Origin of the sequence: Nitrospirillum iridis (genome assembly GCF_014205765.1) — a bacterium.
In the GTDB taxonomy this organism is placed as follows: domain Bacteria; phylum Pseudomonadota; class Alphaproteobacteria; order Azospirillales; family Azospirillaceae; genus Nitrospirillum; species Nitrospirillum iridis.
In genome coordinates, this window is record NZ_JACIIZ010000013.1 from 63,254 (window position 1) to 89,253 (window position 26,000).

The window sequence follows — 26,000 nt, forward strand, 5'->3', positions numbered from 1 at the left end:
GCCGCCCCGGCCGTCATGAGGCTAACCTATGTGGCGTCGTTTCCAAGCGGCTTGGGTGGCGCGCCGCGCCGCAGTCGATTCGCGGGCCCCTGCACCGACCGGCGGGACGTCGCGGGCGCCGGAAGGCCAGATCCTGTACGCCATCGGCGACATCCATGGTGAGGTGGGCCTGCTCCGCAGCCTTCTGTCGGAAATCGTGACCGACTGGGCACTGCACGGACGTGCCGCCGGTGTGACCCCCATCCTGGTCTATATCGGCGACTATATCGACCGCGGGCCTGATAGCCGGGGGGTGATCGATCTGCTGCTGTCCAATCCGCTGCCGGAATTCAGAAGCCACTGGCTTCTGGGCAATCATGAGGCCGCGTTGCTGGATTTCCTGCAGGACCCGGTCGGTGGCGCGGCTTGGCTGGATTTCGGTGGCTTGGCGACCCTGCTCAGCTACGGCGTGCGGCCGCTTTTCAGCGGGTCCGCGGCGGAACGGGCGCGGGCGCTGCGCGACGACCTCGCCGCCCGCCTGCCGCCGGAGCATCTGGCCTTCCTGGGCAGCCTGGAACGCATGGTGGTGTACGGCGATTACGCCTTCGTCCACGCCGGTGTGCGGCCGGGGCGCGCCCTGGCCGACCAGGCCCTGGAAGACATGCTGTGGATTCGTGCCCCCTTCCTTGAAAGTCCCCGCCGGCATGAGAAAACGGTCGTCCACGGCCACACCATCGTGCCGGCGGTCGATCGGCGCCCGAACCGGATCGCCATCGATACGGGCGCCTATACTTCCGGCCTGCTGTCGGCCATCGCCCTCCAAGGGGGCGATGTGCGCGTCCTGACCGCCCGGCGGGCGGTGGGTGGTGCGAAGACGGCAGACGAATTGCCATCGGCCGTGATATGAGCATGGCCCCGGTTGCCCCATGAAAAAGACCATCGATCCCATGCGCTTCCGCCTTTCGACCCTTTGCCCGACCGTTCTTCTGATTTCGGCCCTCGCGCTCGCCGCCTGCAGCGGTTCCATTGGTTCCTTCCCATCGGAGAAGGCGCCGATGGTGATTGACAACCCTGCGGACGGCTATCTGCTGGAGCCCGGGAATCGCGTCCGCGTCACCGTGTTCAACGAACCCAACCTGACCGGTGAGTTCGGTGTCGATCCGGTGGGCAACATCTCTTTCCCGTTGATTGGCAATGTTCCTGCCAGTGGCGTTACCGGCAAGATTCTGGCGCGCCGGATCGAAGACAACCTGAAGCGCGAGAATTTCCTGCAGGAACCCAACGTCGCCGTCGAAGTGCTGACCTTCCGGCCCTTCTATGTGCTGGGCGAAGTGCGCCAGGGCGGGGAATTCCAATATTCAAGCGGCATGACGGTGCTGAGCGCCATCGCCCGCGCCGGCGGCTATGATTATCGCGCGGTGACGGGGGACGTGGTGCTGGTCCGCATCGTCAACGGCAAGCAGATGGAATACCAGGCCACCGAACGGACCCCGATCGCGCCTGGCGACATCATCAAGGTGCTGGAGCGGCGCTTCTAAACGCCCTAGGACGTTCATGCGCATCCTTGTCGTTCATTGCCGCTATCAACGCCGGGGCGGTGAGGATGTCGCCGTGGACCGGGAGATGGACGCGCTGGAGCGGCATGGCGCCACCGTTCTGCGCCATATCGCCGACAATGCGGCCATCGAAGGGGCAGGTTCGCTGAGGACCGCCGCCCGGGCCATCTGGTCCACTGACGCTTATCGCGACGTGCAGCGTGCCATCGCCGTTCATCGCCCGGACGTGGTGCACGTCCACAATACCTTCGCCTATCTGTCCCCCTCGGTGCTGGCCGCCGCCCACGCGACCGGCACGCCGGTGGTGCAGACACTGCACAACTATCGACTGGCATGTCCTGGCGGCCTGCTGACCCGGAATGGGGCGGCGTGCGAGGATTGTGTGGGGCGACAGGCGAAATGGCCGGCGCTCGTCCACGGCTGCTATCGTGACAGCAAGTCCGCCACAGCGGTAGTGATGGCGATGTTGGCCTTTCATGAGGCGCGCGGGACCTGGAATCGTGATGTCGACTTGTTCCTCGCGCCCAGCCCAGCCGCTCGCGATGTGCTGCTGCGGGTGGGGCTTCCGGCAAGCCGCACCATGGTGAAGCCCAACTTCGTTCCTGATCCGGGGGCTGGGGCCGCGTCCTGGGGAGGTCCGCGGTCCGGGGCCGTGGCGGTCGCGCGCCTGGACAAGGAAAAGGGGCTGCGATTCCTGGTGGACCTCTGGCGCGGCGTGGACATGGATCTGACGATCATCGGGGATGGTCCCCTGCGGCAGGTGCTGGAGGAATCCGACAACCCGCGCATACGCTTCGCCGGCGCCAGGACATCGGATGAAGTCTCCAACGCGTTGGCCTCGGCGGAATTGCTGCTGGTTCCGTCACTGTTTCAGGAGACTTTCGCCCTCGTGGCGGTGGAAGCGCAGGCGCATGGGGTGCCGGTCATGGCCTCGGATCTGGGGGCCTGCCGTGACTGGATCACGCCGGGATGGGACGGCTTTCTGGTGCCGCCGGGCGACGCCGAAGCTTGGCGGGCGGCGTTGACCCGCTGGAGGGCGCTGTCCCGGGATGAGCGGGCGGCGATGGGGGGCCGGGCCCGGGCCGCCTATGATGCCGTCCACCGTCCCGAGCGGGTGGTTCAATACCAGATCAGCCTGTATGAGGGACTTTTGACGGGCCGCCGTGCCCACGAGATCGGTCAGGCATAATTAAATCATGCATAAAATTAACGTGAATCCCTATATCCCCATGACGTGACCGTATGTCGACCGCAAACCGGAATTTTATTACAGGCGTGCGGCGCCGCTATTTTGGCGGCGGTGTCTTTGAATCATCCGTCATTAACTTTATCGGTCTTGCCCTTCCCATTCTTTTGCAGCTGATCACCGTACCGATCTATTTGAAAATCATCGGGCCGGAGCGCTACGCTGTTCTTTCCCTGACATGGTTGCTGCTGGGAAATTTCGGCTTCTTCGATTTGGGATTCGGGCGGGCGGTCACCAGCCGCCTGGCGGCTCAGGGCGGTGGTCACGGCGACGGACCCGGGCGGCTCGTGGGGACCGGGATCGTTCTCAGCCTGGTGGCCGGGGGCGTTGGTGGACTGGCGCTGGCGCCCGCTTCCTGGATCATCCTCAATCATACGCTGAACGTACCGGCCGATATCTTGGGTGAACTGACCTGGATTCCCCTCCTGCTTGGCTTGGCCATGCCCATGCTGACGCTGCTGTCCGTGCTGTCCGGGGCGCTGCAGGGGTGTCAGCGCTTCCTGGATTTGAACCTGGGGCAATCGATAGGCTCGGTCCTTTATCAGCTCTTTCCGCTGCTTGTGGCGGTCGGCTGCTCGCGCGGGCTCTCGGGGCTGGTGGCCGCGGCCTTGCTTGGGCGTTTCCTCTCTCTGATCGCGTTGGCCTGGTTCTGCCGGCGGGCGGTGCCCGCCCTGCGGTCGGGCTTGCGCTTCGACCCGGGCGAGGCCCGCGGCCTGCTGAAGTTTGGCAGTTGGATCACCGCCGGGTCCATGCTCGGCACCCTGCTCTGGTCTGTTGACCGCTTGTTCATCGGCATGCGGCTGACCGCCGCCGCAGTGACGGTCTACATTATTCCCAGCACCCTGATGGAACGCGCCATCATCATCCCCGGCGCCCTGTTCAACGTGCTCTTCCCGAAGTTCGCCGCGCTTGAGGAACAGGAGGCCCGGGCTCTGCTGAGCGCCAACGTCTACCGCTTGGCCGCCATCGCGACCCTGATCGTCATGCTGGGCCTTCTGCTGCTGCGCCCCTTTCTGGACCTGTGGATTGGGAAGTCGTTCGGTGAGCAGTCGGCTCCCTTGGGCGAGGCTCTGCTGATCGGCCTGTGGTTCAGTTTCAACAGCTTCATCCCCTTCGCGTTCCTACAGGGGCGGGGGCGGCCCGATCTGGTCGCCAGGGCCTGCCTGCTACAGGCAGTCGTGTATCTGCCGCTGCAATGGTTCATCATCGGGCACTTCGGACTTATCGGCGCTGCTTGGACATGGACGGCCCGTCTGGCGGCGCACAACCTTCTGCTGTTCCACGGCGCGGACCTGCAGGCCGCGCTGCTGCGGTTGGTGCCGGGACTGACGCTAGTCTTGATCCTATTCCTGGCGGTTCATCTGACGGTGCCAGGCTTGATGGTGCGGTTGGTCGGCGCGGTCGCGGTGGTTGCCGCGATGGCCGTGTGGTTTGGTGGCGGCGCCATCCGGGGGCATGTGGCCGCCCTCAGGCGCCCGCCATGAGCGCATGGGCGCGCTCAAACACCCGATCAACATCAACCGCATTCATGCAGGCCAACGGTGCCTGGTGGTTCGCGCATTGACCGTCCGAGGCCCTGCCAAGGCGGTCGCAAGGCACGCAAGCGACGTTCTGGGCGGTCAAATGCTCATGCGGCACGTCCTTCCAGGGAATGTTCCACTCGGGCGAGGTGGGTCCCTGGATGGCCAGCGTCGGCGTGCCAACGCTGGCGGCGACATGCATGGGACCGGAATTGTTGCCGATGAAAAGCCGCGCTTGCGCGCTTAGGGCCGCCAACTGGGGCAGCGTCAGCCCATCGAGGCAGACGGCCTCTCCCACGGGCTGGCCGAAGCCCTGGGTGAGGGCCACGGTTGGAAGGCCGGCCGTGGCCAATCGCGCGCTCAAGGCCCGGTAATTGGCCAGGGGCCACCGCTGGTAGGCGTGTTTGCTGTGGGCATGAAGCAGGACAAATCGGGTGCCGCGCCCAATCCCCGCCGTCGCCAGCCGCTGGGCGACCGCGTCCTGGTCCGCCGAGTCATAGCCCACCGGCACACGCCGAGGCGCCAAGTCGCCCTGGCCGCTGATGCGGCGGACCAAGTCGAAATTGATGTCCACCACGTTGCGGCCCACGCCGCCTTGGATCAGCTCTGTCAACGAGGGTTGCAGGCGGTGACCACACAGGTCGAAGCCAATGCGGTGGCGGGCCCCGCCCAGCCAGGCGGCGCAATAGGCGAGCGCCGGCTCGTCGAAGGACAGCAAGGCTTCGTCGACGCCTTTGGTCCTGAGGTGCCATGCCAGGCGGGCGAGGTTGCCGGCACTCAATCCATTCCTCGCCGTACCCATGTTGACGGGCAACACCGATATGCCGGGAATGGAACGGCTATAGAGAACGGCTGTCGCGGCGCTGCTGACCACCAGGATGGCTGCGTCGGGTAGCGCCGCCCTCAGGCCAGCCACGGTTGGAAGGAAGGTGACGGCGTCCCCCAGGTGGTTGAGCTTGAATACCGCTATGGATCGGACTGTCGCCGGATTCATCGGGGGGCGCATCCCGCGTTTCCCACTAGGCGACGTCGGGAGCCAGGCCGGCGGCGGATTGACCCGGCTCGGACGGCCGAGCATGACGTTCCAGCCAAATCACCGCCATCCCGACCCCCATCAGTGACCAAGCCCAGATGCCGCCCTGCGGGCCTTCTATGTAGACGTCGAAGCTGCCGTTGACCATGGTGGCCAGCCAATAGGTCAATATCCAGATGCCGACTGCGTGCCAACCTGCAAGGCCGCGCGCGCGCATGCGGCGGGCGGATAGCCAGAGCGACCGGAAGAACCACCCCAACAGCAAGATCCAAAGGAAAAGCCCGGCGAAACCGGTTCTCGCCAGCACATTCATATGGATGTTATGGGGACTCCGCAGACGATCATTGATGTCAACCTGGAAGCCATCCTCGGCCGCCAGATTGACGCCGAAACCCCGGCCTGTAAGCGCGTAATCCTCATCCAGCGTTGTCTCGATGATTTTCTGCCACCAGTCGGTGCGCCACTTCATGGTTCCTTTCAGATTGCTGACGTCGGCGTCCCCGTCCGAGCCGCTGTCATAGCCGATGACGCTGAGAGCGTTGGCCCAGATCTGGGAACCGGAAACGTCCCGGCCGCTCTGGTGGATACCCAGGTTGAAGGCGGTGAACAGGGCGCTCAGCGCTACGATCAGGCTGGCACCCATCAGGATTATCCGGCGCCCGAAGCCTGCGCAGAAAACCAGCGCCATGCTGACGATGATCGTCAGCATGGCTGCGCGGCTGGTCGCCGCGGCCCACGCGGCGGAGACGACCCAGGCGGCCCAGAAACAGATGTTCAGCATGCGCTTCAGCGTTGCCGGTCCCTTGGGTTGCCAGCCGTTCAACCCCACCAGACGGAAACAGGCGGCCCCTGCCAAATGCACTGAGATATCCCCGGCCTTCTGGAAGATCAGTGGCGGCGTGTCGGTGATTTGAGACACGGCCTGGTGCCGGGACAGGAAAATCACCAGCGGAGACGCCAGGATGATCAACAGGGAGGTGATGTCGTAAGCCGGGAGCAGCGCCTGCAGGCGGCTTTGCCGGGCCATCAGCGTGCCAACGAGGAAGGCGAAGATGGCATAGCCGTACAGAACCGAATCCCGCAAGCTCATCAGGCCATAATCTTCAAAGTAGGGAATGGTTCGCGTCAGGCAGAACAGACAGAACGCGACAATCAGCCAAGGGGTGCCCGGCATGCGCAGCAGCTTGAAATCCGGGCGGAGCATGAACAGGACGAGACAAAGGCCCAGCACGATTTCGCCAATGAAAAGCGGCGGGCGCCCCAGATAGGCGAAGCCTTTGCTGAACAGCGCATAGCCGGCCAGAAGACCACCGATGAGGATCAGGGAAAGCCACTCCGTCTCCCGGGATGAGAGCGTGAGGGAACGGGCGGGGCCTTGCGGCATGGGACAGAATCCGTGGGACGCGGTTGGAATGGTGACGCGAGATGTACCCTAGAGCAGATCGCGCGAGGGCGGAATCGCCTTTGGGCGGGAAGCTGTTTGCGGACAGACTCAATCTTGCTGGCGGTGGCCTCGATTAAACGTAGCCGGTTGTCGACCGGATCACGGGCGTGCGGGGTTGTATGAATCATCCCGGCGGGGTGATGGCGGGGGGAGGGAGGTTGCCAGCCTCCGGCCGTCGTGGGCCCCGCAGCGCAAGCCGCCCCAACCGCGCCAGGGTGATCCGCAAAAGGGACGCGTCACCTGCGCCAGCCTCGATGTCCTCCGTCCGGGGGCGGAGGTAATAGCGCAGCAGCTGAAGTTTGGCGGGCAGATGGTCCAGCAGCCCCATCTCTTCGCGCAGCTGCCGCAAGGGCGGCCGCCATCCCCGCCGCTCCGCGCCCACCAGCGGACGCACCAGGCGGGGCAGGGTATGGGCCAGCACCGCCGCTTCCCGCCGCCCCGGCGCAGGCAACCCGCGGGGCGCGGGCACCCCCAGCAGAGCCGTGGCCAGATGGCACGATGCGCCATAGACGCCAACCACGCGCCATCGCCGGGCGAGGTCCAGCGCCTCCTCGGCCGCCGCGGGATCGGCATGCAAGGCGTGCGCGATGTCCGCGACCCATTTGAGTTTTGTCCAGCCGTGGGAAGCGGCATGACTTGAAAGGTGCAGGATGCGCAGCGCCGGCGACAAGGTGGCGACGGCCGCGCCGCCGAGGGAGATTTGCGCCGGACGCGCCATCACATGGTCCATCGGCAGAGGGAACAACACCGCCCGGTCGGTCGGCCGCCAGTGCAGTTCCACCAGCACCCCCCTCTTGCCGTCCGCTTCCGGCGCGGCGCTGAAGCGCAGTTGCGACAGCGCGACGTCGGGCCGACCGGCGAACCGCAGCGCCTTGGGCGCTTCCGGCGTGTAGCCGGCGTCCGCCAGCGCGGCGGCGGCGGCGGGCGCCTGGTCCGGCGCCACCAGAATATCGATATCGCTGTAGGTGCGCAGGGCGGCATCACCGTAGGAGATCAGGCTCTCCATCGCGCCCTTCACCACCCGGGCCGCGACGCCCGCCGCTTCCAACGTCTGGTATGCCCGCACCGTATGTTGGGTGAGCTTCAGTCCGCCCAAGGCGCTTGCCCGCGCACCGCCGCTCAGGTCCCGCAGGACGGCATCGGGAGCCGCCAGGCCGGTCAGGAGGCGACGGGCGGCCGGACGTCCCGCCAGTCCCGGGATTCCATGGGACCGGACCATGGCCACCAGCCGCCCCCAATCAATGGCCGCGTCGCCATTGGCCGGCGGAGGGACCTGGGCAAGGGGAGAGGCCAGGGCGAACACCAGCCGCGCTGTCGCGGTCCCGTTGGCGCCATCGCCGGCGACGGCTAGAGCCTCCCGCATCCTCAAACTTTCCGCACCCCTGGAGCCAAGGGTGCACCAATCCGCACACCCGCGTCGAAGTTTACCTTAGGCAGTCACGCCAGTCGATGTGATAAGCTGGATCAAACCGGGCCTCCCCAGTAAAGACTAACCGCCCACCGTTTTCGCGAAGTGTGATTAAATGTGATACGAACGATTGCGCGTGTATGATTTTTAGCTTCTCTGGGTAATAATTTTACGAATCCTGCCACTTTGGGGTCCTTAGGATAACAGTGAAAGGGGTAACCCGTTGGGGTCCGAGAGGACGTCGCGGGCGTTTACTGCTTGTTATCCAATTTTTCGGCAGGGATTGTGGATTGCGCATTCATGTGGCAAGGGCATCGTGGAAGACTCAGGTGAATTGGCGATCACGGGGGCGATGACCACGCGCAGGCGGGCGGCGTATTTGCCAATTGTGCCGCTTCTGCTCGCGCTGGGGGACTTGGCGATCATCCAGGCGCTGGTGCTGGCGTCGATCGCTTTGCGCATCCTGTTCGCGCCCCTTCTGCCCATCGAGGTGCATCCGTCCGCCTTCGTGGGTGTGCAGGTCGGGGCCATCGCGCTGCCCATGGCCTACGTGGCCGCCGGTCTCTATCCTGGTTATGGCGTCACGGGCGTGCAACGTCTCCAAGCCCGGACGTCGCTGACCATCCTGTGCTTCAGCGCCATGATCTTGTTCGACTATCTGGCCCAAGGCGGGCAATGGTCGCGCGGCATCCTGGTCATCGCCGCGGTGCTGGTCACGGTGGTCATGCCGATTTGGGACGCCCTGTTCATCCAGCTGCTGCTACGGCGCAAGCTCTGGGGAAGTCCGGTGGTGGTCTTCGGGCCCGAGGCCCAGCGGCGCATCTTGGTGTCGGCGCTGGTCCGCCAGCCCGAGCTGGGGTGGATTCCCGTGGCGGAGGCCGACGGGCCGGACGGCAGGTTCGCCGTCGGCGGCGTGGCCAATACCGCCATCATCACCATCGGCTCCCAGGCCATCCCCTACCAGGACCTGGAAACCTTGCCCTTCCGCACCGTGGTGATCGTGCCCAATCTTGAGGACGCGCAAACGCTCTGGGTCAGCGTCCGTGATCTGGGTGGGCTCATCGGCCTGGAAATGCGGCGCAACCTGCTCAACCGTTCCAGCCAGGCGATAAAGCGCGCCTTGGACTTGGCCGCCGTGGCGCTGCTGGCCCTGCCCGTGGGGGCGGTGGTGGTCGCGTTCGTCGTCGCGGTGCAGGTGATCTCGCCAGGGCCGGCGTTCTATTTCCAGGAACGTGGCGGCCGGGGGGGGCGGACGTTCCGCATGGCCAAACTACGGACCATGGTGCCGGACGCCGAAGCCCGCCTGCAGGCCCTGCTCGCCACCGATCCCGCCGCCCGGGCCGAATGGTCGACCTCGATGAAGCTGCGCCAGGACCCGCGGGTCATTCCCTGGGTCGGCCATTTCATGCGCCGGTTCAGCGTCGATGAACTGCCGCAGCTTTGGAACGTGTTGCGTGGGGACATGAGCCTGGTCGGTCCCCGCCCCCTGCCGGATTATCACCTGGAGGTGCTGGCGCCCATGGTCGCCAAGCTGCGCTCCCAGGTGCGGCCCGGGGTCACCGGGCTGTGGCAGGTGTCGGGACGCAGTGAACTGAGCGTGACGGATCAGCAGCGGTTCGACGTGTATTATGTCCGCAACTGGTCGCTGTGGCTTGACATCCACATTTTGGGCCGCACTGTGCTGGCGGTGTTGCGGGGGACGGGGGCACGATGAGCCGCCTATGTGTTGATTTCGCCGCGTGCGGCGTTGGGGATGGAGTTTGGGTATGAATTCGGTGACCCGCCTTGAAGATCTTGGCGCGGCGGTGGCCCGGTCGGGTGGCCCGGCGTCCGAGGTCGACATCGGCCAGCTGTTGCGCACGCTATGGCGCCGGCGCTGGGTTATCCTGTCCATCACCGGCCTATCCTTGGTGGCGGCCTACTTCATCCTGTCGCAGGTCACGCCGATCTACACCGCCACCACTCGGGTGATGATCGAAAGCCGGCGCAGCCGGGTGCTGGACGGTCGCGAACTCATCAGCGGCATGGAGCCGTTCAACATGGCGGTGATGAGCGAGGTGGAGGTCATCCGTTCGCGCAACATCGCCAAACGCGTCGCCGACAAGTTGGACCTTTACAACGACAAGCAATTCAACCCGGCGCTCATGCCGAATGAAGGATCGCGGGTTCTTGGCACCCTGTCGGCCCTGATCGGCGAGGTCAGTCAGCTGTTCGCGACGCCCGGCCCCCAGATCGACGAGGCGACGCGCCTGCAACGGCAGCGCGACGCGGTGGTGGACAAGGTGTTGGGCAGCCTGTCGGTGGAGCCGGTGCAGCTGTCGCTGGTCATCCGCGTTTCCATGCAGTCCCCCGATCCGGTGATGGCGGCCCGGTTGGCCAACGCCTATGCCGACGCGTGCGTGGAAGAGCAGCTGGAATCCAAGTTCGACACGGTGCGCCACATTTCCACCTGGCTGAACGGGCGCCTCGACAGCCTGCGGACCGCGGTCGTGGAATCAGAGCGGGCGGTCGCCGCCTACCGTAGCGCGAACGGCCTGGTCGACACCAGCCAGCGCGGCCAGTCCATGAACCAGCAGCAGCTTTCGGAGTTGAGCTCTCAGCTGGTGATGGCCCAGTCCAAGCGGGCGGAGACGGAGGCGCGACTGTCGCGGGTGGAGGGCGCCCTGATGTCCGGCCATACCGAGGGCGCGCTGGATGACATGCTTGATTCGCCGCTGGTGCAGCACCTCAAGGAAGAGCAGGCGACCCTGGCGCGCACGGTGACGGAGCTGAAAGCGCGCTATGGCGAGCGGCATCCCGACATGGTGAAGGCCAAGTCGGAATTGGCCCAGATCGACCGCCAGCTGACCGCCGAGATCCAGAGCCTGGTGAAGACCCTGCGCAACGACTTCGCGGTCCAGAAGCAGCGTGAGGCCAGCCTGTCCGCCCAGATCCGCTCGGCGGAGGGGTCGGTGCTCACCCAGAGCAAGGCGGAAATCCGGCTGCACGAACTGGAACGTGACGCCCAGGCCAACCGCGTCCTCTATGAATCCTTCCTGTCCAAGTTCAAGGAATCGGGGGAGCAGGAGCAGTTCCAACAGGCGGACACCCGTGTCATCGCCCAAGCGGAAGTGCCGCGGTCCCCCTCGTATCCGCGCCGGCCCATGGTCCTAACGGCCGCCACGGTACTGGGCCTGCTGGGCGGTGTGGCCCTTGTCCTGTTGCTGGAACAACTGGATCGAACCGTCCGCACCCGCGATCAGCTGGAGGAACTGGTGGGACTGCCCACCTTCGCCCTGATCCCGCAAATCAAGAGCGGCACCGGCGAAACCGCCGTGCAAAGCTATATCATGGACCACCCCAGCTCCTCCTACGCCGAGGCGTTCCGCATGGCCTGGGTGGGGTTGCAGCAGGGGCTCGGCGACCAGGGCAGTGTCGTGGTCGTGACCTCCTCGGTGCCCGAGGAGGGCAAGAGCCTGACCTCGCTGTCGCTGGCGCGGGTGGTCTCCACCCTGGGGCTGCGGGTCATCGTCATCGACGCCGACCTGCGTCGCGCCTCGCTGGCGGCCAAGGCCGGCGTCCAGTCGCAGTACACCTTCCCCGACGTCATCGCCGGGCGGGTGACGGTTGACGAGGCCATCATCAACGATCCCTTGTCGCCGGCCGATATCATGATCAGCCGGCCGGGCGGCCACAAGGATGTGAACCTCCTGGCCTCTTCCGATCGCGTCGCGGAGATCCTGAACGGCCTGCGGTCGCGCTATGACCTGGTGGTGGTGGACAGCCCGCCGGCGCTGGCCATGGCCGACGTGCAGGTCCTGTCGCGGATGGCGGACAAGACCGTGTTCTGCGTCCGCTGGGACCAGACCCCCCGGGAAACCGTGTTGTCCGCCTTGCGCGTCCTGCGCGACGCCAAGGCCAAGATGGCGGGCCTGCTGCTGACCCGGGTCGATATCAGCAAGCACTCCCGCTACGGCTATCACGACGTCGGCTATTACTATGCGCGCTACCGCAACTATTATTCCGAGTGAGGCGGCGGCGGCCCGCGCCCAGCCCACGCCCAAGGGGTGGTGGGGGGCCGTGGTGGTGTCCGGGGCTTTCGGCCTCGCGCTGCTGGCGTTGGCCGTTCCGCGCGTGTCGCTCGAGGGATACCTGCTGACGGCGCGCCCGGGCTTGGAGGCGCTGGAAGCGGGTGACCCGGTGCCCGGTGACGAGGCCGCGGCCTTCGCCCGGAACGTGTCGTCCGTGGCGCGCGGTAGCGGCTCGCCGCAGGCCTACGCCCTGGCCGCCCGCGCCTGGATCGCCGTGGTCAAGAGCCCGGGGCGGACGGATGCGGCGGACGCGTTGGCCCAGGCGCAATCGATTCAGGCCGAGGGGCTGGCCCGGGCGCCCGCCGACCAATATGGCTGGCAACGCCTTGCCTATACGCTGAGCATGCATAACGACTGGATCGCGGCGGCCCACGCCTGGGGAATGGCCATGCGCACGGGCCCGTTCGAGCCCTCCCTGATGGGGGTCAAGTTCCGTTCCGGCTTGGCACTCTGGCGCTATATGGACCTGGATGAGCGGGCGCGGTTCGCTTGGTTGGCGGAAACCTTCCTGCAAACCCAGCGGCAGGAGATGCTGGACCAGGTCCGCCGGTTGGATGCCGCCGCGATCGTGCGCCAGGCGCTGGCCAACCGACCCTCCGCCGCCGTTTTCGACCATGCCCTGACGGAACCGCGATGACCACGGACCAGTTCGCCGCCCTGCTGCCGAAGGCGACGCCCATCCTGGGCTTGCCGGTGCACATGACCAACCTGCGGCAGGCCGCGGACGTGGCCGAAGCCATGATCCGCACGGGACGGCGCGGCTATTTCTGCCATGTCGACGCCCGGTCTGTCCTGGCCGCCCATGATGAGCCGGGAGTGCATGCGGCGATGAGCGGCGCCACCCTGGTCTGCCCCGATGGTATGCCCATGGTCTGGCTGGGCCGCCGCCGCGGCCATCAGGTCGCGCGGACGTATGGGCCCGATTTCATGGAACTGTTGTTCGAGCGCACGGGCGCCTGGACCGACCGGCCCTGCCGTCATTTCCTGTTCGGCTCCACCCCCCAAATCCTTGAGGACCTGGTGGCGGCGCTGCGGCGCCGGGCGCCGGGGGCCCAGATCGCGGGAACCTTATCCCCCAGGTTCGGGGAATGGACCGAGGCCGAGGTGGCGGAGCACCGGCGCATCATCAACGACAGCGGCGCTGATGTGGTGTGGGTGGCCTTGGGCGCCCCGCGCCAGGATCTGTGGATGCACGAGAACCGCCCCCATCTGCGGGCGCCGTTGCTGGCGGGTGTGGGGGCCGCCTTCGCCTTTCTCGCGGGGACGACGCCCCAGGCGCCGCCGGCCATACGCCGGGCTGGTTTTGAATGGCTGTTCCGCCTGATGACTGAACCCCGCCGGCTGGGGGGGCGTTATGCCGCCACCATTCCCCGTTTCGCCGCCCTGGTCCTGATGGAGGAACTGCGCCGCCGTGCCGCGTGACGCGGCGGCGGCGGCCCGCTCACTTGGTTGCCAGCACCGCGCGGAAATAATCAATGGTGGCGCGCAGGCCGTCGTCCAGGGCCACGGTGGGTTCCCAGGCCAGCAGTTTGCGCGCCTTCTCGATGTTGGGCTGGCGCTGCAAGGGATCGTCGGCCGGCAGGGGGCGGTGCACGATGGGGGAGGTGGAGCCGGTCAGCGCCACCACCCGGTGCGCCAGTTCCCCCACGGTGATTTCCGCGGGATTGCCCAGGTTCATGGGGCCGGTAGCCTCCGCCCCCGCCCGCATCATCCGCACGATGCCGTCGATCAGGTCGTCCACATAGCAGAAGCTCCGCGTCTGCCGCCCATCGCCATAGAGGGTGATGGGCTCGCCCCGCAGGGCCTGGACGATGAAGTTGGACACCACCCGGCCATCATCGGGGTACATGTGCGGGCCGTAGGTGTTGAAAATGCGGCCCACCCGGATTTCCAGCCCGTGCTGGCGGTGATAGTCGAAGAACAGCGTTTCGGCGCAGCGCTTGCCCTCGTCATAGCAGGCGCGGGGACCGATGGGGTTCACGTTGCCGTGATAGTCCTCCGTCTGGGGGTGCACCGTCGGGTCGCCATACACCTCGGAGGTGGAGGCCTGGAAGATGCGGGCCCGCAGCCGCTTGGCCAACCCCAGCATGTTGATGGCGCCGTGGACGGAGGTCTTGGTCGTCTGCACCGGGTCGTGCTGATAGTGGATGGGCGAGGCGGGGCAGGCCAGATTGTAGATCTCATCCACCTCGACATAGAGGGGGAAGGTGACGTCGTGCCGCATCAACTCGAAATTCGGGTTGCCCAGCAGGGGTAGCACGTTTTCCTTGTTGCCCGTATAGAAATTGTCCACGCATAAGACGTCGTATCCATCGTCCAGCAGGCGCTTGCACAAGTGTGACCCCAGAAAGCCTGCGCCGCCGGTAACAAGGCATCGCTTACGTAGTCTTTTCATAACGGGACGAGGACCTTTTATTATCAGAATTTGTCACTTGGCGGGTAGCCGCGAACGACGGTGATGCCGCAGTCTATCAGGCGTGTTTGATCTATGCATCGTTTAACGGTGCGACGGCCCATTTGCCGATCACCATGATTTGCCTTGAAATGGATTGCCCGAGACGCGACAAGTGGGCTGTGTTCCACTCCATGGTTTCCAGGTCGGCCTTTCATGACACCAACCGTCGATTGCTGCGCCGCCGCTGACGGTCCGGCTGATCGTACGCTGTGCGGTTTGCGGGTGCTGAGCGAATTACCCCTACCGGAATTGCGGCCGTGGACGGGGGGGGGCCGCCCAGCCGATCTGAGCATTCGCCTGGGCGACGTGCCCGACCATCTTGAGGACGGGGTGGTCATTCATCCCCTCGTGCAAGTAGCGCCGGATGGGCGCTGCCGTTTCGCCTTGGCTGCCGTGGGCGCCTATCTCATTTCCAGCGATGGGCGGGAGGTCATCATCGCTCCGGCGCCCAATGCCACGGGCGATGAAATCCGGACCTTCCTGTTTGGGACCGTTTTCGCCGTGGTGTGTCATCGGCGCGGTTTACTGCCGTTGCACGCGTGCTGCGTGCAGGTGGGCGACAAAGCCGTGGCCTTCGCCGGGGACAGTGGCGTGGGAAAATCCACCTTGGCGGCCACGCTTTGGACGCGGGGATATCCCTTGTTGGCCGATGACGTCACCGTGGTGGACATGAATGCCCCCGATGGCCCCAGGGTGCTGCCCGCCTTCCCCAGGGTGAAGTTGTGGCGCGATAGTTTGGAGCGTCTGGGGCGTTCGGTCGACGGGCTGGGAGCGGTGCGGGCGTCCCTTGACAAGTATCATCTGCCGGTGGAGGAGGGCTTCTGCGCCACATCCTTGCCCCTCGCTGGCGTGGTCCAGTTGGAAAAGAATCGGAAGGTGCCGCCCGGAATCCGGCTTTTGCCGGTGACGCAGGGTTTGGGGCGGCTCAACATGGTCCTGTACCGCCCTAGGCTGATGCTTCGGCTGGGAACACAGGCGCAGCAGATGGCGCAGTTCCTGCGCCTTTTGGGAAGCGTCGGGGGGCTGCGCGCGTTGCGGCGGCCTGAAACGCCGGCCGAATGGGATGAGGTCGAGGCCCTTCTTCCGGCGTTGGCGGGATAGGGTCATGGGCGGATTCTACTGGATCGCCTCCTACCCAAAATCGGGCAACACCTGGATGCGGCTGATGTTGGCCAGCCTCATCGATGGCGCGCCGCCGGATTTCAGCAAGGCGATAGGTTTCGCCGGTGCCGTTGGCTCCGTCACGGATATGGACCTATATCTGGATGTGGAATCCAGCGACCTGACGCCGGTCGAGCAGGCCGAACTGCGCCACGATCTGGCCTTGGTGACGGCGGCGGCGGCGGCGAAGCCACAGTTCCGCAAGGTGCATGACCGGTGGGGGCACACGCCCACGGGCCGTCCCCTGTTCCCACCAAAGGTCACGCTGGGCAGCGTCTACCTGGTGCGCGACCCTCGGGACGTGGCCGTGTCCTGGGCGCATCACAGCGGTTTGAGCCTGGACGCCTCCATCGCTTTTCTGGGTCAATCCGGCGCGGTCGTCGCGAAATCCGGCCGGTGGAAAGACCAGTTCGAGCAACGTCTGGACAGCTGGAGTTGCCATGTCGCCAGCTGGCTGGAGGCTGATCCCACCCCCCTGCTGGTGGCGTATGAGCGTCTTTCGGCGGACCCGGCAGGCGTTCTGGCGAACGTGGCCGCCCATTGCGGCATCGCCGCCTCTGACGCCGCCGTTGCCGGCGCCGTTGCCGCCACGCAATTCGACCGCCTCCGGCGGGAGGAGGAAACCCATGGGTTCGACTTGGGCCAGCGGCGGGGCCGGGCCTTCTTTCGTCGTGGCCGGGCCGGTGGCTGGCGCGACACCTTGAGCGCCGCCCAGGCCGACCGCATCGTTCAGGACCATGGGCCGATGATGGCGCGTCTGGGCTATATCTGAGGACGGGACGGGCCCGATCCGTCCATCGCAAAGGGAGGATTCGATGTTGACCTATGAAGCCGCCAAGGCCGTCGAGGGCAGCGCCTTCACCATCCAGGCGGGCGCCGGGCCAACCCTGCCCCTGACCTTGGTCGAGGTGCAGCTTGGCCGGTGCCGTACGCCCCCCCCCGGCCTGCCCCAGCCTTTCTCCCTCTATCTCAAGGGAACGCCGCGGGTGATGTGCCCCCAGGGCACCTATGTGCTGGAGAATGGGACGCTGGGCCGGCTGGAGGTGTTCGTGGTGCCGGTGGGCGACGATCCCGAGACCGGGGAGTTCCTGTATCAGGTCATCTTCAACTGAACTGGACGCCGCCGGGCCGCGGCCCCTGACAGGGGGAACGGCCCGCCGTCAGCGCTCCTCAAGGGTGATCAGGAAGAGTGCTCAGGTGGATGGCGGGAACCAGTCCATCCGGCGGTGCACGCCCTTGTCGTCCCCAGTCTGAACGAAACCCAGCCGCTCATACAAGCGCCGGGCGGCATGGTTGAACATCTCCACATGGATGGAGACACCAGTGCCTGCCACCGCCCCCTGGGCGAACACGGCGCGGATGAACCCGGCCCCGATGCCCTGGCCCCGATGGCTGGGCAGCAGGGATATGTCGATGATGCGCAAATCCGATGGCCCCTGGTGCAGGTAAAGCCTGCCGACCGGATCGCCCCCATCGGTGATGATGCCCCACGCGGCCCCGGCGTAGTGTGTCTTGTAATGGCGCGTCTGGAAAATGAACTGCTGGCTCAGAAATCCCACTTTGGCATCGTCCGACCACTCGGCGGCGGCCAGCTCCTCCCACCGGACGGAGACGTAAAGGGTGCGCAGGAAGTCCTGATCCTGCGCGGTTTCCGGGCGCAGGCCCAGTCCCCGTGCCGCCAGATCCGGCGGCACGGGGGGCAGGACCGTCGCGCGGACATCGCTGACGGTGGTCGCGCTCATGAGGTCATCAGTTCTTTGTGGGATAGATGTCGCCGTTCAGGCAGATGCAGAAGTTCAGGGCGAGATAGGGGGACACGTTGGTATGGGGGTCCGCCCCGCCACCCGCGTTGCCGTAGGCGTACGTCAGTGACGACGGGGATAGGGTGGTTGGGTTGGTGACACTTGAGTACAGGGACCAGCCGTCATAACCGACGTTCCCCTTGCGAGGCACGCCGACGTAGGAGTTGGGGACCGGCCCGCCGCTGACGCCCAACTTCGACGGTCCGCCCACAGCCTGATGGTTGTGGGCCGGCATGTTGTACTGGGTCAGCGCGACCGAGCTTACACCTTGCACTTCGGATATATTATAGCTCAAGGCGCCGTTGGGTGGGGGACTGACGGGGACGGTGCCGGTGCCCGCTGTGACACGTCCACGCAGATCCGGAACGTTGAAATTGACGTTGGGCGAACCGCCGTACATGGTGCCGATGATGGTGTATAAGGCCTGGAATTGCCCAACCAGATACTGCTGACCCCAGCAGAAGGCCCAATCGCGTGGCGCGTAAGTAAAGGCGAAGGCGCGGATTTCGCCGAAAAAGGCATCAGCCATGATGGTCGCTCCTCAGTGCCGGGCGGGTCAGTTGAAATCGGGGTATATGCCGTTGGTCGCGATAATGTAGATCAGCCCCATGCTGGGCATGACATTCATGTGCGCCTGCGGAGAGGGATAGCCCGAGGTCGAGATCATTTCCTTGGCAGGCGTCGCCGTGGTGGAGGTGTCGGTGGAATAGTAGTTGAAGCCAGTGGAAGCGGTCGCGAAACCCACGGTGGGGTTGGGGACCGTCGTGGTCGCCGGGTTGGTGCTGGCGTACAGCGTGTGCGTATGACTTGGCAGGTTGGCTTGCGTCAAGGTGACCTGGACCTGACCCCCGGCGGCGCCCATGACGTAGGTCTGGGTCAAGCCGGGCGGCACGCTGTTGGAGCGGCCGACGGGAACGCGGGCGGACAGGTTGGGAATGCCGAAGGTGGTGCGGCCGTCGCCGCCATAGAGCGTGCCCAACAGGGAGTACAGCATCTGGTATTGGTTGATTGAAACGGTCTGCCCCTGGCAGAGCAGCCAGTTGACGGGCGCGAACGTTCCAGCGAACACACGGATTTCGCCGACATAGGGTTCCATGAACAGCCTCCTGGTTTTGGTGTTTTCCCGTGACGGGCCCCGCGAAGGGCGTCAGTTGCGGGGCGGGAAGAGGGCCTGGTCCACCGCGATGCAGTACATCAGCGGCAGGAATGGCTGTCTGTTCTCATGGCCAGCGCCGCCCCCGGCGCTTCCGATGGAGGCCGCGATCAAGGCTTGTGTTTTGCCATTCACCAGCGGGCCGTACAGGTCGGGGGCGGGGTCTGGGATGGTAACGGTGGGCGGCTTCGTCGATTTGCCGGGAACGGCGCCCGCCTCCGCGATCAGCGCCGATGCGTTCTCGGTGTCGGCGACGACGGAATGCGTGTGCACTGGAACTTGGGTCGTGGTCAGCGCCACGGTTTCGGTTCCGCCTTTTTCGCCGATTGGGATGTTCTTGCCTTGCGGCTGGATCCGCATGACGTCGGTCATGGCGCCGTACCCCGTTATGGCCCGTCCACGCAGGTCGGGCAGGCCGAAGGTGGTCTTGCCATCACCGCCGTAGGCCGTGCCCAGCAGGGCGTACAACGCCTGGTTACCGGTGATCTGAAGGAGTTGTCCGTTGCATTCCTGCCATCCGGAGGGGGGCTTGCCGTTACCGTAAGGGAACAGCCGTATTTCGCCTATATAATGATCGCCCATGCTTTCTCCTCCCTGTTGCGGATGGGGACTACGCTCCGACGCAGATAAAGAACCCAGGCGTCGCCCGGGTAAAGTGCAAATTTGAAGGCTTCCATTGATTTTTGGGTGGACTTTTGGCGGATGTGCACCAAAGAATAGCATTGTCTTCGGCCGCCTTAAGTCCGCCCTTGCCGCGTTGCATAGCGTCTGCAACGTGTATAAATTAATGGGGCTTGAGGGCTTGATCGCTGGCCCTTCTGGTAATACCACTCAATTGTTTGTGACAATTTGTGACTGTGGATGTAACTCATGGACCAAATCAGCCCGGAACCGACAGTGTCTTCGGCGGAGTCGCCCACGTGCAAACGCGTATGGTCACGCCCCGCTTTTGAGACCCTTCAGCTGGAACGGACCTTGAACACCTCCACGGTCGTCAGCGACAGTACGTCGGACTCGCATAGCTGATCGTGGACATCTGTTCGGTCTAGGAACGCCAGCATGTCCGTTGTTTTCGGGGCGTCTGGCTGTGCCGCGCCGACCAGCGCCGATCGCTATTCCTCGGCTTTGGGTCGCTATCCCGGTGTCCGTCGCGTTGGCACGTACCACGACGATGTCTATTTTGTGGCTCAGGGCCTGGAAACGGGTGGTGGTGCGCCGCATGTTTGCGCGGGCGGTCGCCATGTCCTGGCCTTGGAAGGTTGGCTGGCCAATCGCGAGGATTTGGCGCGGTCTCTTGACTTGGTGGGAGAGCTGCCGGCCGACAGTGTGATGGTGGCAACCGCGCTGCTGCGCTGGGGCCGTGAGGCGCTGACCCGGCTGCATGGTGATTTCGTGTTGGCCTGGTGGGATGCGGTGGAGCGTCGGTTGCTGTTGGCGGCTGACCGCACCGGCGGTCGCGCCCTTTTTTATCACGATGTGGGTGGCCTCGACACGGGTGGCGGAATTGTTTTCGCCAATATTCCCGGTCCCCTGTTCATGCACCCCTTGGTGCCTCGCGTTCTTGACCCCGCCATGGTGGCGCGCGCGACATTCACTCCGTCCCTGGATCTGCAAGAAACCTGCTTCCGCGGTGTAAAGCAGCTGCTGCCGGGGCATATGCTGGACTGGACGGTGGGGGCGGAGCCTCGCGTGTCGCGCTATTGGCGGCTGGATCCGACGCGGCGCCTGCGCCTGCGCCGGGACGGCGATTACGTCGAGGCGGCGCGGGAATTATTGGACAAAGTGGTGAAAGAGGCGCTGCCGCGTGAGGGCATAGCGGTGTCCATGTTGTCCGGCGGGCTGGATTCCGGCGCCGTCGCGACCACCCTGGCCCGACTGATGGCGCCCACCGCCTTGCATACCGTCACGGTCCGTCCCGACCCCGCTAGTCCCCTGCCTGCGGGCAAGCCGCGCCAATTCCAGGATGAATGGGACCACGCCCAGGCGACAGCCCGGCTTCATCCCTCCATCATGGCGCATGGTGTGCCCGCCACGCTGGACTCCCTGGAGGACTTGCTCCGTAGCGGGTTCCACTGGGGCGGCCGACCGCCCGTCCACCTCATGGCCGCCGCCTGGATGTCGGCCGGTTGGCGGCAGGCGCGCCGCCTGGGGGCGACCACGGTTTTTGTCGGGCGCGCCGGCAATGCCACGTTGTCGGCGTCCATCCTGCCGACGGCCTTGAGGCCGCGGCTCATGGATGTGCCCCAGGCCCTGTACACGGCGGCGCTGGCCGCCAGCAACGGTATGAACGCCATGCCGTACTTGCGCGCCTTCGCCCCGGACTGGCTGCGCGACTGGCATGCCAGCCTGCGGGGGACGGGAGCGGTCTGGCAGCGGCGCACGGCGTTGCGGCGGGAGGCGGCCGAGCGTATCGACATGGATGGGGTCTGGTGTTCCCACTTTTCCGGCGACCGCCGCGCCGCCTGGGGCCGGCGCGCGCGTCTGCGCCTAATGGAGCGCACCTGGACGGCGCGCACGCTGTCGGCCTGTCAGCATTTTCGTGATGGTGTGGAGCGCCGGGACCCTTTGGGCGACGTGCGGCTGGCGGAGTTCTGCCTCGCCATCCCCCCTGACCAGTTCACCCGTTTTGGCCAGGATCGTTTCCTCGCCCGCCGCGTGCTGGCCGACCGCTTGCCGCCCGAAGTCCTTCAGGAGCGCCGCACCGGGCGCCAGGTGGCGGAGTGGTTCGATTGGGTCAGCCGCCACCGGGCCTGGCTGGCGGCGGAACTGGATGGCATCGATGCCAGCGCCTTGGGCCGCGACGTGATTGATGTGCCCCGGCTGCGGGCCATCCTGGATGATTGGCCGGCGAACGCTGACGTGGCCGAGCCCCGTTACATACAGGTGATGAACGTCCTGGGGCGCGGGGTGGCCGTCGGCTCCTTCATCCGTTGGGCGGAAGGCAGCAACATGTGATGCCGAGGCCATCTGCTTAGCCTGTCTGAACGTCCTGCTGATAGAACCATGCCGTATAGTTGAGGCGGGCCCAATCGCCCGCCGCCGCCGTCATGGGCTCTACGGCGTGGTCGATCTTGCTCTGGGGGTCGAACAGCACCAGGCGGTTGAACAGGGGGGCGATAGGGTCGATGCCGCCGTCCCGTCGCTGCATCAACAGCCGGCCGCCATACTCCGCCTGCCAATCGTCGTGCAGGTAGAGCACCGCGCATAACACACGGCCCTTCACGCCGTCGGAGTGCCAGCGCAGCATATGTTCCTTATGCAGCCTTTTCAGATTGATCCGGCCGGTGCTCTCGACCGGTCGTCCCGTGACCGCCCGCAGCCAGTGATGGAAGGCGGGCCCTTGGATCGCCTTACGGAACAGCAAGTCCGTCAGGACCGCCGGCGACATCCGCTTGTCGGCATGGGGTCTGACGTAGATCCCCTCATGGATGAAGCGCTGGGCGTCCTCCGTATTGTCGAACTGCTCCTTGGTCACCCACTCGCGGGTCTCATAAATCTTGTAGACGGTTTCTATGATGCCGTCCTCAAGCAGGACCCGGCGCATCTGGCGCGGGTGTTCCGGCACCAGGAAGTCATCAATGACCAGATAGCGTTCGGGACTGGCCAGGAAGCGCTGGCGCAAATCGGCAACGGCGTCGGGCAGGAGATGGTGGGCTTGGACCCAGCGGGCCAGGGCTGGGTCAAAACCGCCGGATGATCCGGAATCGGTCATGGTGGTGGTATCCGGTGTGGCGACGACACAGGGTATTCATTGGCGCAGGGTCAGGGCGTGCCCGTGGCGGGAGTGTCCACGACAATCATGTCTTTCGCCATCAGCCCTTCAAACAGGGCCAACAGGTCGGCCTCGATGACGGCCGGGTCCCCTTCGTAACTGTCCGCCAGGTCCCGCACCAGGTCCGCCACCACCCGGGGTTGGGCCAGGCGAAGCCATATGTCTGACGCCACCGGGTTCAGCCCGTAATACTCCCCCAGCGCGGCATTCATCATGACCACCTCGCCGTTGACGTCGGTGGTCAGGACATCGGGCTTCCGCTGGATGCAGGATTGCGGGGTGATGGGGGGCATGCGAATTCTCGGGTGGTGGGTGCTGGGTGTTGGACTGCGGCCATAAAACCGTCACCCGCCCACAAAAGCAAGCTCACTGCCCCCGTGACGCGGGCCGCTCATCGGTTTGGTGATCGTGTTACCGGTGCCAATCACCGGTGGGAGGAAGCGGCTGGAATGTCGGCCAACGGCGTGAATCCTTCCATCGCATCACCGCCCAGCACCACCGAACCCTGGTAAAGCAACCAGGCGTGAGCCTCCAGCGTGGAGCCGCTCTTGCGCACGCCGAGGCGGATGGTGCCATCGCGCATGCCGCGTCGGCGCAGTAACAGGGCCCCGGCGATGGCCTGTACCAGGCAGGTCGTGGGAAAGGGCATGGTGCTGGACAGGCGCGCCACGCGCCGGGCGACCGCGCTGGCGCGGGGGCTGACGTGGCAGGTGGCGCCCCCCCGGTCCATCGCGTCCGGCTCAACCGGCGGTCGGGTCGGAGCGAATAGGCGCTGTATCCAGCCGAGCGGGAAGACGAACACCATCATCCACGCCAGGAACAACGCGGCGACCGTCTCCACCTTCAGGGCGGTGTTCAGCAGCATGAAGCCTCTTTCAGCGAGCCACGACACGCCCGTCGTGCGCGCCACCATTGCGACGATGGCCTTGAGCTCAGGATAGGCACCTGATATCGCGGGTGGATCGGGCTGTCCATGGGATTGCCGGAGGAATTGGGGGACGGGATGACGGCGCCGGGTGTGACGATGACCGACGGACGGGATGGCGCGCCATGGTCCCCCGCGCCGTCCGTCCCTGCCCCCCGCGAAATGCTCGCGGCCCTGCTGTGGCGCCTCTACGCCTTCGGCCGCTGGCGCCTACTGGCCTTCGCCGTCCTGGCGGCGGCGGGCGCCGTGGCGGAAGGGGCGGGCCTCGTGCTGCTGCTGCCCCTGCTGCGCGCCTTCGGGTTGGCGGGGCAGGCGGATGGGACGGATGGCCTGGGGCTGGCCGCCGTGCTGGTGCTCTATGTCCTGCTGGTGGTTGGCGGTGCGGTGGTGGTGCGCCAGCGCATGGTCGTGGGCGCCCGGCTCCGGCAAGCTTTCATCGATGATCAGCGCGTCGGTCTGCACCGCGCCGTCCTGGGCCTGGACTGGGCCGCCTTCCAGTGTTTACGGGCCAGCGACCTGACCCAGGCGCTGACCGCCGACACCGGCCGCACCGGCTTGGCCATCGATATGGTGGCGACCCTGGTGACCACGGCCGTCACCATGGCGGCGGCGCTGGTGGTGGCCGCCAGCCTGTCGCCCTGGCTGGTGGCGGCGGCCCTGGCGTTGGGACTGGCGGCTGGCCTGCTGTCGCGGACCCTGTCGCGGCGCTCCGCCAGCCTGGGGCAGGCCCAGGTGCGGACGGGGAGGGAGACGCAGGGCGCCCTGGCCGATACCCTGGCCGGCCTGCGTCTGGTCAAGGGCCTGCGGGCGGAGGCCGCGCGGGCCGATCGGTTCGAGGAATTGTTGGCCGAACAGGCGCGGCTGGCCCTGGCCTTCCAGCGCGATGTCGCCACCCGCATGGTGGTGCATCGCGGCTTGGCCGCCGCCGGCATCGCCCTTGGTCTGGGGGTGGCGGTGCGCGGCTTCGGTCTGGCGCCGTCCGCGGCCGTGGTCTTCCTGCTGGCCTTCGCCCGCCTGCTGCAGACGGGCCTGCGCAGCGACCAGTCGTGGCGCACCCTGGTCAACATGCTGCCCGCCTTCGATAGCGTCGACCGGTTGCGGCGATGGTGCGCCGCCCACGCCGAACCAGCGGAAGCGTTGGCCGTGTCCGCCACCCCGGCGCCCCGCCTGGGCCGCGACCTGGTGCTGGAGGGGCTGTCGTTCCATCATCCGGGCGCGGCGCGGCCGGCGTTGGACGGGGTCGATGCCCGTCTGCCGGCCGGCACCACCACGGCGGTGGTGGGGCCTTCCGGTGCCGGCAAGTCCACCTTGGCCGACATCCTGCTGGGGCTGCTGGTCCCCACCGCCGGCGTGGTGCGCGTCGATGGCGCGCCCTTGACCGCGGCGGACAGGGTGGCGTGGCGGGCGTCCGTGGGCTATGTGCCCCAGGACGCCTTCCTGTTCCATGACACCATCCGCGCCAATTTGCTCATGGCCAGGCCGGACGCCGACGAGGCGGCGCTATGGCACGTGTTGGAGCAGGCGGCGGTGGCCAATGTGGTGCGGGCCCTGCCCCAGGGGTTGGATCATGTGGTGGGTGACCGGGGGGGCCGCCTGTCGGGCGGCGAACGCCAGCGCTTGGCGCTCGCCCGCGCCTTGCTGGGCCGCCCGGCCCTGCTGGTGCTGGATGAGCCGACCAGCGCGCTCGATGGCGCCAACCAGGCGCTGGTGCTGGAGACCTTGGCCAACTTGCGCGGCGGCCTGACCATCGTCATCGTCACCCATAGGGAGGAGGCCTTGGGCGGAGCCGACCAGATCATCCGGCTTGAGGCCGGACGGCGGGTGGAATGAAGCGTCACGAACCCAGCCGGTCCCCCAGCACGCGGGCATAGCCGCCCAGGCGGGCCTCCAGATCCACTGGCACCTCGCAGGCGTAGCGTAGCGTGCGCTCCACCTCCTCGAAGTTACGGATGAGATAGCCGCGGCGCTCCACGATCTCCGCCCGCTGCTGCTGCTTGTCCGGGGCGGCGGTGTCGGGGGGGATGGCCTGCAGTTCGTTGGTGGCCTTGGACACCAGGTCGCCGATGTCGCGCTGGCGGCGGGCGAGATCCTGGATGTGGGTGATGACCACGCCGCGCTGGCGGTTGACCTCCTCCACGATGCCGGCGAAAGCCTTGGGGTAGAGGGCCGCGCGCTGGCCCTTGGGCACCGTGTCGGCGAAGCGGGTCAGCTGTTTCTCCCCCTCATCCGCCGGCACCTCGCGCGGGGCGACGGCCTGCACCACGGCGGCCACCCGCTTGTCGGCGCGCCAGTCCGCATGCTCGGGCAGGGGCGGGCCGCTCCAATAGGTGGCGCCGGTCAGTCGCGGCACCAGGCGCTGCTTGCAGGGCCAGTCGGGGTTGGCCTGGTCCGGCCCCGCCAGTGGGGCGGCGTGCGCGGCCGTCGCCAGCAGCAGGACGGCGGTCATCGGTATCAGGATGCGCATGGGCAAACCCTT

At 66.2% G+C, this 26,000-nt stretch carries 25 protein-coding genes; 13 read left to right on the forward strand and 12 right to left on the reverse strand.

Going from position 1 to position 26,000, the window contains the following annotated elements; translation table 11 throughout:
• The first annotated feature begins 28 nt into the window (after positions 1 to 28).
• The 4 genes from FHS74_RS21200 to FHS74_RS21215 all read left to right on the forward strand — a co-directional run bounded on the left by FHS74_RS21200 (position 29) and on the right by FHS74_RS21215 (position 4,265).
• On the forward strand, positions 29 to 886 hold the full coding sequence (locus tag FHS74_RS21200) for a metallophosphoesterase family protein (RefSeq protein WP_184804769.1): 858 nt from the start codon (positions 29 to 31) through the stop codon (positions 884 to 886).
• A gap of 148 nt (positions 887 to 1,034) precedes the next feature.
• Positions 1,035 to 1,517 carry a polysaccharide biosynthesis/export family protein gene (locus FHS74_RS21205; RefSeq protein WP_246463272.1) on the forward strand — a complete coding sequence of 161 codons (483 nt, stop codon included), beginning with the start codon at positions 1,035 to 1,037 and terminating at the stop codon, positions 1,515 to 1,517.
• Positions 1,518 to 1,533: 16 nt separating this feature from the next.
• Complete coding sequence (locus tag FHS74_RS21210) at positions 1,534 to 2,724, forward strand: glycosyltransferase (RefSeq protein ID WP_184804772.1); 1,191 nt, start codon at positions 1,534 to 1,536, stop codon at positions 2,722 to 2,724.
• Between the two features lie 53 nt (positions 2,725 to 2,777).
• The gene (locus FHS74_RS21215) at positions 2,778 to 4,265 is read left to right on the forward strand and encodes a flippase (RefSeq protein WP_184804775.1); all 1,488 of its coding nucleotides are present in this window, start codon (positions 2,778 to 2,780) and stop codon (positions 4,263 to 4,265) included.
• Here FHS74_RS21215 and FHS74_RS21220 read toward each other — a convergent pair.
• The 3 genes from FHS74_RS21220 to FHS74_RS21230 all read right to left on the reverse strand — a co-directional run bounded on the left by FHS74_RS21220 (position 4,249) and on the right by FHS74_RS21230 (position 8,141).
• On the reverse strand, positions 4,249 to 5,295 hold the full coding sequence (locus tag FHS74_RS21220) for a glycosyltransferase family 9 protein (protein WP_184804778.1): 1,047 nt from the start codon (positions 5,293 to 5,295) through the stop codon (positions 4,249 to 4,251). The genes FHS74_RS21215 and FHS74_RS21220 overlap by 17 nt on opposite strands.
• Before the next feature lie 25 nt (positions 5,296 to 5,320).
• Positions 5,321 to 6,718, reverse strand: a complete 1,398-nt coding sequence (locus FHS74_RS21225) for an O-antigen ligase family protein (RefSeq protein ID WP_184804781.1) — start codon at positions 6,716 to 6,718, stop codon at positions 5,321 to 5,323.
• A gap of 184 nt (positions 6,719 to 6,902) precedes the next feature.
• The gene (locus FHS74_RS21230; RefSeq protein ID WP_184804784.1) at positions 6,903 to 8,141 is read right to left on the reverse strand and encodes a nucleotidyltransferase family protein; all 1,239 of its coding nucleotides are present in this window, start codon (positions 8,139 to 8,141) and stop codon (positions 6,903 to 6,905) included.
• Positions 8,142 to 8,574: 433 nt separating this feature from the next.
• On the opposite strand from FHS74_RS21230, the gene FHS74_RS21235 reads away from it, so the two are divergent.
• The 4 genes from FHS74_RS21235 to FHS74_RS21250 are packed head-to-tail and all read left to right on the forward strand — an operon-like array spanning position 8,575 to position 13,678.
• Positions 8,575 to 9,900, forward strand: a complete 1,326-nt coding sequence (locus FHS74_RS21235) for an exopolysaccharide biosynthesis polyprenyl glycosylphosphotransferase (protein WP_184804797.1) — start codon at positions 8,575 to 8,577, stop codon at positions 9,898 to 9,900.
• Between the two features lie 52 nt (positions 9,901 to 9,952).
• Positions 9,953 to 12,196 carry a GumC family protein gene (locus tag FHS74_RS21240; protein WP_184804800.1) on the forward strand — a complete coding sequence of 748 codons (2,244 nt, stop codon included), beginning with the start codon at positions 9,953 to 9,955 and terminating at the stop codon, positions 12,194 to 12,196.
• Positions 12,165 to 12,893, forward strand: a complete 729-nt coding sequence (locus FHS74_RS21245) for a hypothetical protein (protein WP_184804803.1) — start codon at positions 12,165 to 12,167, stop codon at positions 12,891 to 12,893. The genes FHS74_RS21240 and FHS74_RS21245 overlap by 32 nt, the downstream gene beginning before the upstream one ends.
• Positions 12,890 to 13,678 carry a WecB/TagA/CpsF family glycosyltransferase gene (locus FHS74_RS21250; protein WP_184804806.1) on the forward strand — a complete coding sequence of 263 codons (789 nt, stop codon included), beginning with the start codon at positions 12,890 to 12,892 and terminating at the stop codon, positions 13,676 to 13,678. The genes FHS74_RS21245 and FHS74_RS21250 overlap by 4 nt, the downstream gene beginning before the upstream one ends.
• A 19-nt stretch (positions 13,679 to 13,697) precedes the next feature.
• On the opposite strand, the gene FHS74_RS21255 is transcribed toward FHS74_RS21250, so the two are convergent.
• Complete coding sequence (locus tag FHS74_RS21255; protein WP_184804809.1) at positions 13,698 to 14,651, reverse strand: UDP-glucuronic acid decarboxylase family protein; 954 nt, start codon at positions 14,649 to 14,651, stop codon at positions 13,698 to 13,700.
• 213 nt (positions 14,652 to 14,864) lie between these two features.
• Here FHS74_RS21255 and FHS74_RS21260 point away from each other — a divergent pair, with 213 nt between their 5' ends.
• The 3 genes from FHS74_RS21260 to FHS74_RS21270 are packed head-to-tail and all read left to right on the forward strand — an operon-like array spanning position 14,865 to position 16,984.
• On the forward strand, positions 14,865 to 15,812 hold the full coding sequence (locus FHS74_RS21260; RefSeq protein ID WP_184804812.1) for a hypothetical protein: 948 nt from the start codon (positions 14,865 to 14,867) through the stop codon (positions 15,810 to 15,812).
• A gap of 4 nt (positions 15,813 to 15,816) precedes the next feature.
• Positions 15,817 to 16,644: a sulfotransferase domain-containing protein gene (locus tag FHS74_RS21265; RefSeq protein WP_184804815.1), complete on the forward strand. Its 828-nt coding sequence runs from the start codon at positions 15,817 to 15,819 to the stop codon at positions 16,642 to 16,644.
• Between the two features lie 43 nt (positions 16,645 to 16,687).
• The gene (locus tag FHS74_RS21270) at positions 16,688 to 16,984 is read left to right on the forward strand and encodes a DUF6916 family protein (protein ID WP_184804818.1); all 297 of its coding nucleotides are present in this window, start codon (positions 16,688 to 16,690) and stop codon (positions 16,982 to 16,984) included.
• 81 nt (positions 16,985 to 17,065) lie between these two features.
• On the opposite strand, the gene FHS74_RS21275 is transcribed toward FHS74_RS21270, so the two are convergent.
• From FHS74_RS21275 to FHS74_RS21290, 4 genes are read right to left on the reverse strand one after another with little or no spacing between them, the layout of a single operon-like run.
• Positions 17,066 to 17,614 (reverse strand): GNAT family N-acetyltransferase, encoded by a 549-nt coding sequence (locus FHS74_RS21275; protein ID WP_184804821.1) that lies wholly within the window; start codon positions 17,612 to 17,614, stop codon positions 17,066 to 17,068.
• Between the two features lie 7 nt (positions 17,615 to 17,621).
• Complete coding sequence (locus FHS74_RS21280; RefSeq protein ID WP_184804824.1) at positions 17,622 to 18,203, reverse strand: phage tail protein; 582 nt, start codon at positions 18,201 to 18,203, stop codon at positions 17,622 to 17,624.
• Between the two features lie 27 nt (positions 18,204 to 18,230).
• On the reverse strand, positions 18,231 to 18,770 hold the full coding sequence (locus FHS74_RS21285) for a phage tail protein (protein WP_184804826.1): 540 nt from the start codon (positions 18,768 to 18,770) through the stop codon (positions 18,231 to 18,233).
• 51 nt (positions 18,771 to 18,821) lie between these two features.
• Positions 18,822 to 19,409 carry a phage tail protein gene (locus FHS74_RS21290; protein ID WP_184804829.1) on the reverse strand — a complete coding sequence of 196 codons (588 nt, stop codon included), beginning with the start codon at positions 19,407 to 19,409 and terminating at the stop codon, positions 18,822 to 18,824.
• A gap of 477 nt (positions 19,410 to 19,886) precedes the next feature.
• Here FHS74_RS21290 and FHS74_RS21295 point away from each other — a divergent pair, with 477 nt between their 5' ends.
• Positions 19,887 to 21,782 (forward strand): asparagine synthase-related protein, encoded by a 1,896-nt coding sequence (locus FHS74_RS21295; protein ID WP_184804831.1) that lies wholly within the window; start codon positions 19,887 to 19,889, stop codon positions 21,780 to 21,782.
• Positions 21,783 to 21,798: 16 nt separating this feature from the next.
• Here FHS74_RS21295 and FHS74_RS21300 read toward each other — a convergent pair whose 3' ends face one another.
• The 3 genes from FHS74_RS21300 to FHS74_RS21310 all read right to left on the reverse strand — a co-directional run bounded on the left by FHS74_RS21300 (position 21,799) and on the right by FHS74_RS21310 (position 23,464).
• Positions 21,799 to 22,539, reverse strand: a complete 741-nt coding sequence (locus FHS74_RS21300; protein WP_184804834.1) for a 2OG-Fe(II) oxygenase — start codon at positions 22,537 to 22,539, stop codon at positions 21,799 to 21,801.
• A 50-nt stretch (positions 22,540 to 22,589) separates the two neighbouring features.
• On the reverse strand, positions 22,590 to 22,892 hold the full coding sequence (locus FHS74_RS21305) for a PqqD family protein (protein ID WP_184804838.1): 303 nt from the start codon (positions 22,890 to 22,892) through the stop codon (positions 22,590 to 22,592).
• 131 nt (positions 22,893 to 23,023) lie between these two features.
• Positions 23,024 to 23,464 (reverse strand): lasso peptide biosynthesis B2 protein, encoded by a 441-nt coding sequence (locus FHS74_RS21310; RefSeq protein ID WP_184804841.1) that lies wholly within the window; start codon positions 23,462 to 23,464, stop codon positions 23,024 to 23,026.
• A gap of 108 nt (positions 23,465 to 23,572) precedes the next feature.
• Between FHS74_RS21310 and FHS74_RS21315 the strand changes: the two genes are divergently transcribed.
• Positions 23,573 to 25,354, forward strand: coding sequence for an ABC transporter ATP-binding protein (locus tag FHS74_RS21315; RefSeq protein WP_184804844.1), 1,782 nt, complete (start codon positions 23,573 to 23,575; stop codon positions 25,352 to 25,354).
• 4 nt (positions 25,355 to 25,358) lie between these two features.
• On the opposite strand, the gene FHS74_RS21320 is transcribed toward FHS74_RS21315, so the two are convergent.
• Positions 25,359 to 25,988 carry a hypothetical protein gene (locus tag FHS74_RS21320; protein WP_184804847.1) on the reverse strand — a complete coding sequence of 210 codons (630 nt, stop codon included), beginning with the start codon at positions 25,986 to 25,988 and terminating at the stop codon, positions 25,359 to 25,361.
• Positions 25,989 to 26,000 lie beyond the last annotated feature (12 nt).

Bases quoted from the DNA above. Each gene is read 5' to 3' on its own strand.
- FHS74_RS21200 (WP_184804769.1), top strand. From the start codon at position 29: ATGTGGCGTCGTTTCCAAGCGGCTTGGGTGGCGCGCCGCGCCGCAGTC.
- FHS74_RS21205 (WP_246463272.1), top strand. From the start codon at position 1,035: ATGGTGATTGACAACCCTGCGGACGGCTATCTGCTGGAGCCCGGGAAT.
- FHS74_RS21210 (WP_184804772.1), top strand. From the start codon at position 1,534: ATGCGCATCCTTGTCGTTCATTGCCGCTATCAACGCCGGGGCGGTGAG.
- FHS74_RS21215 (WP_184804775.1), top strand. From the start codon at position 2,778: ATGTCGACCGCAAACCGGAATTTTATTACAGGCGTGCGGCGCCGCTAT.
- FHS74_RS21220 (WP_184804778.1), bottom strand. From the start codon at position 5,295: ATGAATCCGGCGACAGTCCGATCCATAGCGGTATTCAAGCTCAACCAC.
- FHS74_RS21225 (WP_184804781.1), bottom strand. From the start codon at position 6,718: ATGCCGCAAGGCCCCGCCCGTTCCCTCACGCTCTCATCCCGGGAGACG.
- FHS74_RS21230 (WP_184804784.1), bottom strand. From the start codon at position 8,141: ATGCGGGAGGCTCTAGCCGTCGCCGGCGATGGCGCCAACGGGACCGCG.
- FHS74_RS21240 (WP_184804800.1), top strand. From the start codon at position 9,953: ATGAATTCGGTGACCCGCCTTGAAGATCTTGGCGCGGCGGTGGCCCGG.
- FHS74_RS21245 (WP_184804803.1), top strand. From the start codon at position 12,165: ATGCGCGCTACCGCAACTATTATTCCGAGTGAGGCGGCGGCGGCCCGC.
- FHS74_RS21250 (WP_184804806.1), top strand. From the start codon at position 12,890: ATGACCACGGACCAGTTCGCCGCCCTGCTGCCGAAGGCGACGCCCATC.
- FHS74_RS21255 (WP_184804809.1), bottom strand. From the start codon at position 14,651: ATGAAAAGACTACGTAAGCGATGCCTTGTTACCGGCGGCGCAGGCTTT.
- FHS74_RS21260 (WP_184804812.1), top strand. From the start codon at position 14,865: ATGACACCAACCGTCGATTGCTGCGCCGCCGCTGACGGTCCGGCTGAT.
- FHS74_RS21265 (WP_184804815.1), top strand. From the start codon at position 15,817: ATGGGCGGATTCTACTGGATCGCCTCCTACCCAAAATCGGGCAACACC.
- FHS74_RS21270 (WP_184804818.1), top strand. From the start codon at position 16,688: ATGTTGACCTATGAAGCCGCCAAGGCCGTCGAGGGCAGCGCCTTCACC.
- FHS74_RS21275 (WP_184804821.1), bottom strand. From the start codon at position 17,614: ATGAGCGCGACCACCGTCAGCGATGTCCGCGCGACGGTCCTGCCCCCC.
- FHS74_RS21280 (WP_184804824.1), bottom strand. From the start codon at position 18,203: ATGGCTGATGCCTTTTTCGGCGAAATCCGCGCCTTCGCCTTTACTTAC.
- FHS74_RS21285 (WP_184804826.1), bottom strand. From the start codon at position 18,770: ATGGAACCCTATGTCGGCGAAATCCGTGTGTTCGCTGGAACGTTCGCG.
- FHS74_RS21290 (WP_184804829.1), bottom strand. From the start codon at position 19,409: ATGGGCGATCATTATATAGGCGAAATACGGCTGTTCCCTTACGGTAAC.
- FHS74_RS21295 (WP_184804831.1), top strand. From the start codon at position 19,887: ATGTCCGTTGTTTTCGGGGCGTCTGGCTGTGCCGCGCCGACCAGCGCC.
- FHS74_RS21300 (WP_184804834.1), bottom strand. From the start codon at position 22,539: ATGACCGATTCCGGATCATCCGGCGGTTTTGACCCAGCCCTGGCCCGC.
- FHS74_RS21305 (WP_184804838.1), bottom strand. From the start codon at position 22,892: ATGCCCCCCATCACCCCGCAATCCTGCATCCAGCGGAAGCCCGATGTC.
- FHS74_RS21310 (WP_184804841.1), bottom strand. From the start codon at position 23,464: ATGCTGCTGAACACCGCCCTGAAGGTGGAGACGGTCGCCGCGTTGTTC.
- FHS74_RS21315 (WP_184804844.1), top strand. From the start codon at position 23,573: ATGGGATTGCCGGAGGAATTGGGGGACGGGATGACGGCGCCGGGTGTG.
- FHS74_RS21320 (WP_184804847.1), bottom strand. From the start codon at position 25,988: ATGCGCATCCTGATACCGATGACCGCCGTCCTGCTGCTGGCGACGGCC.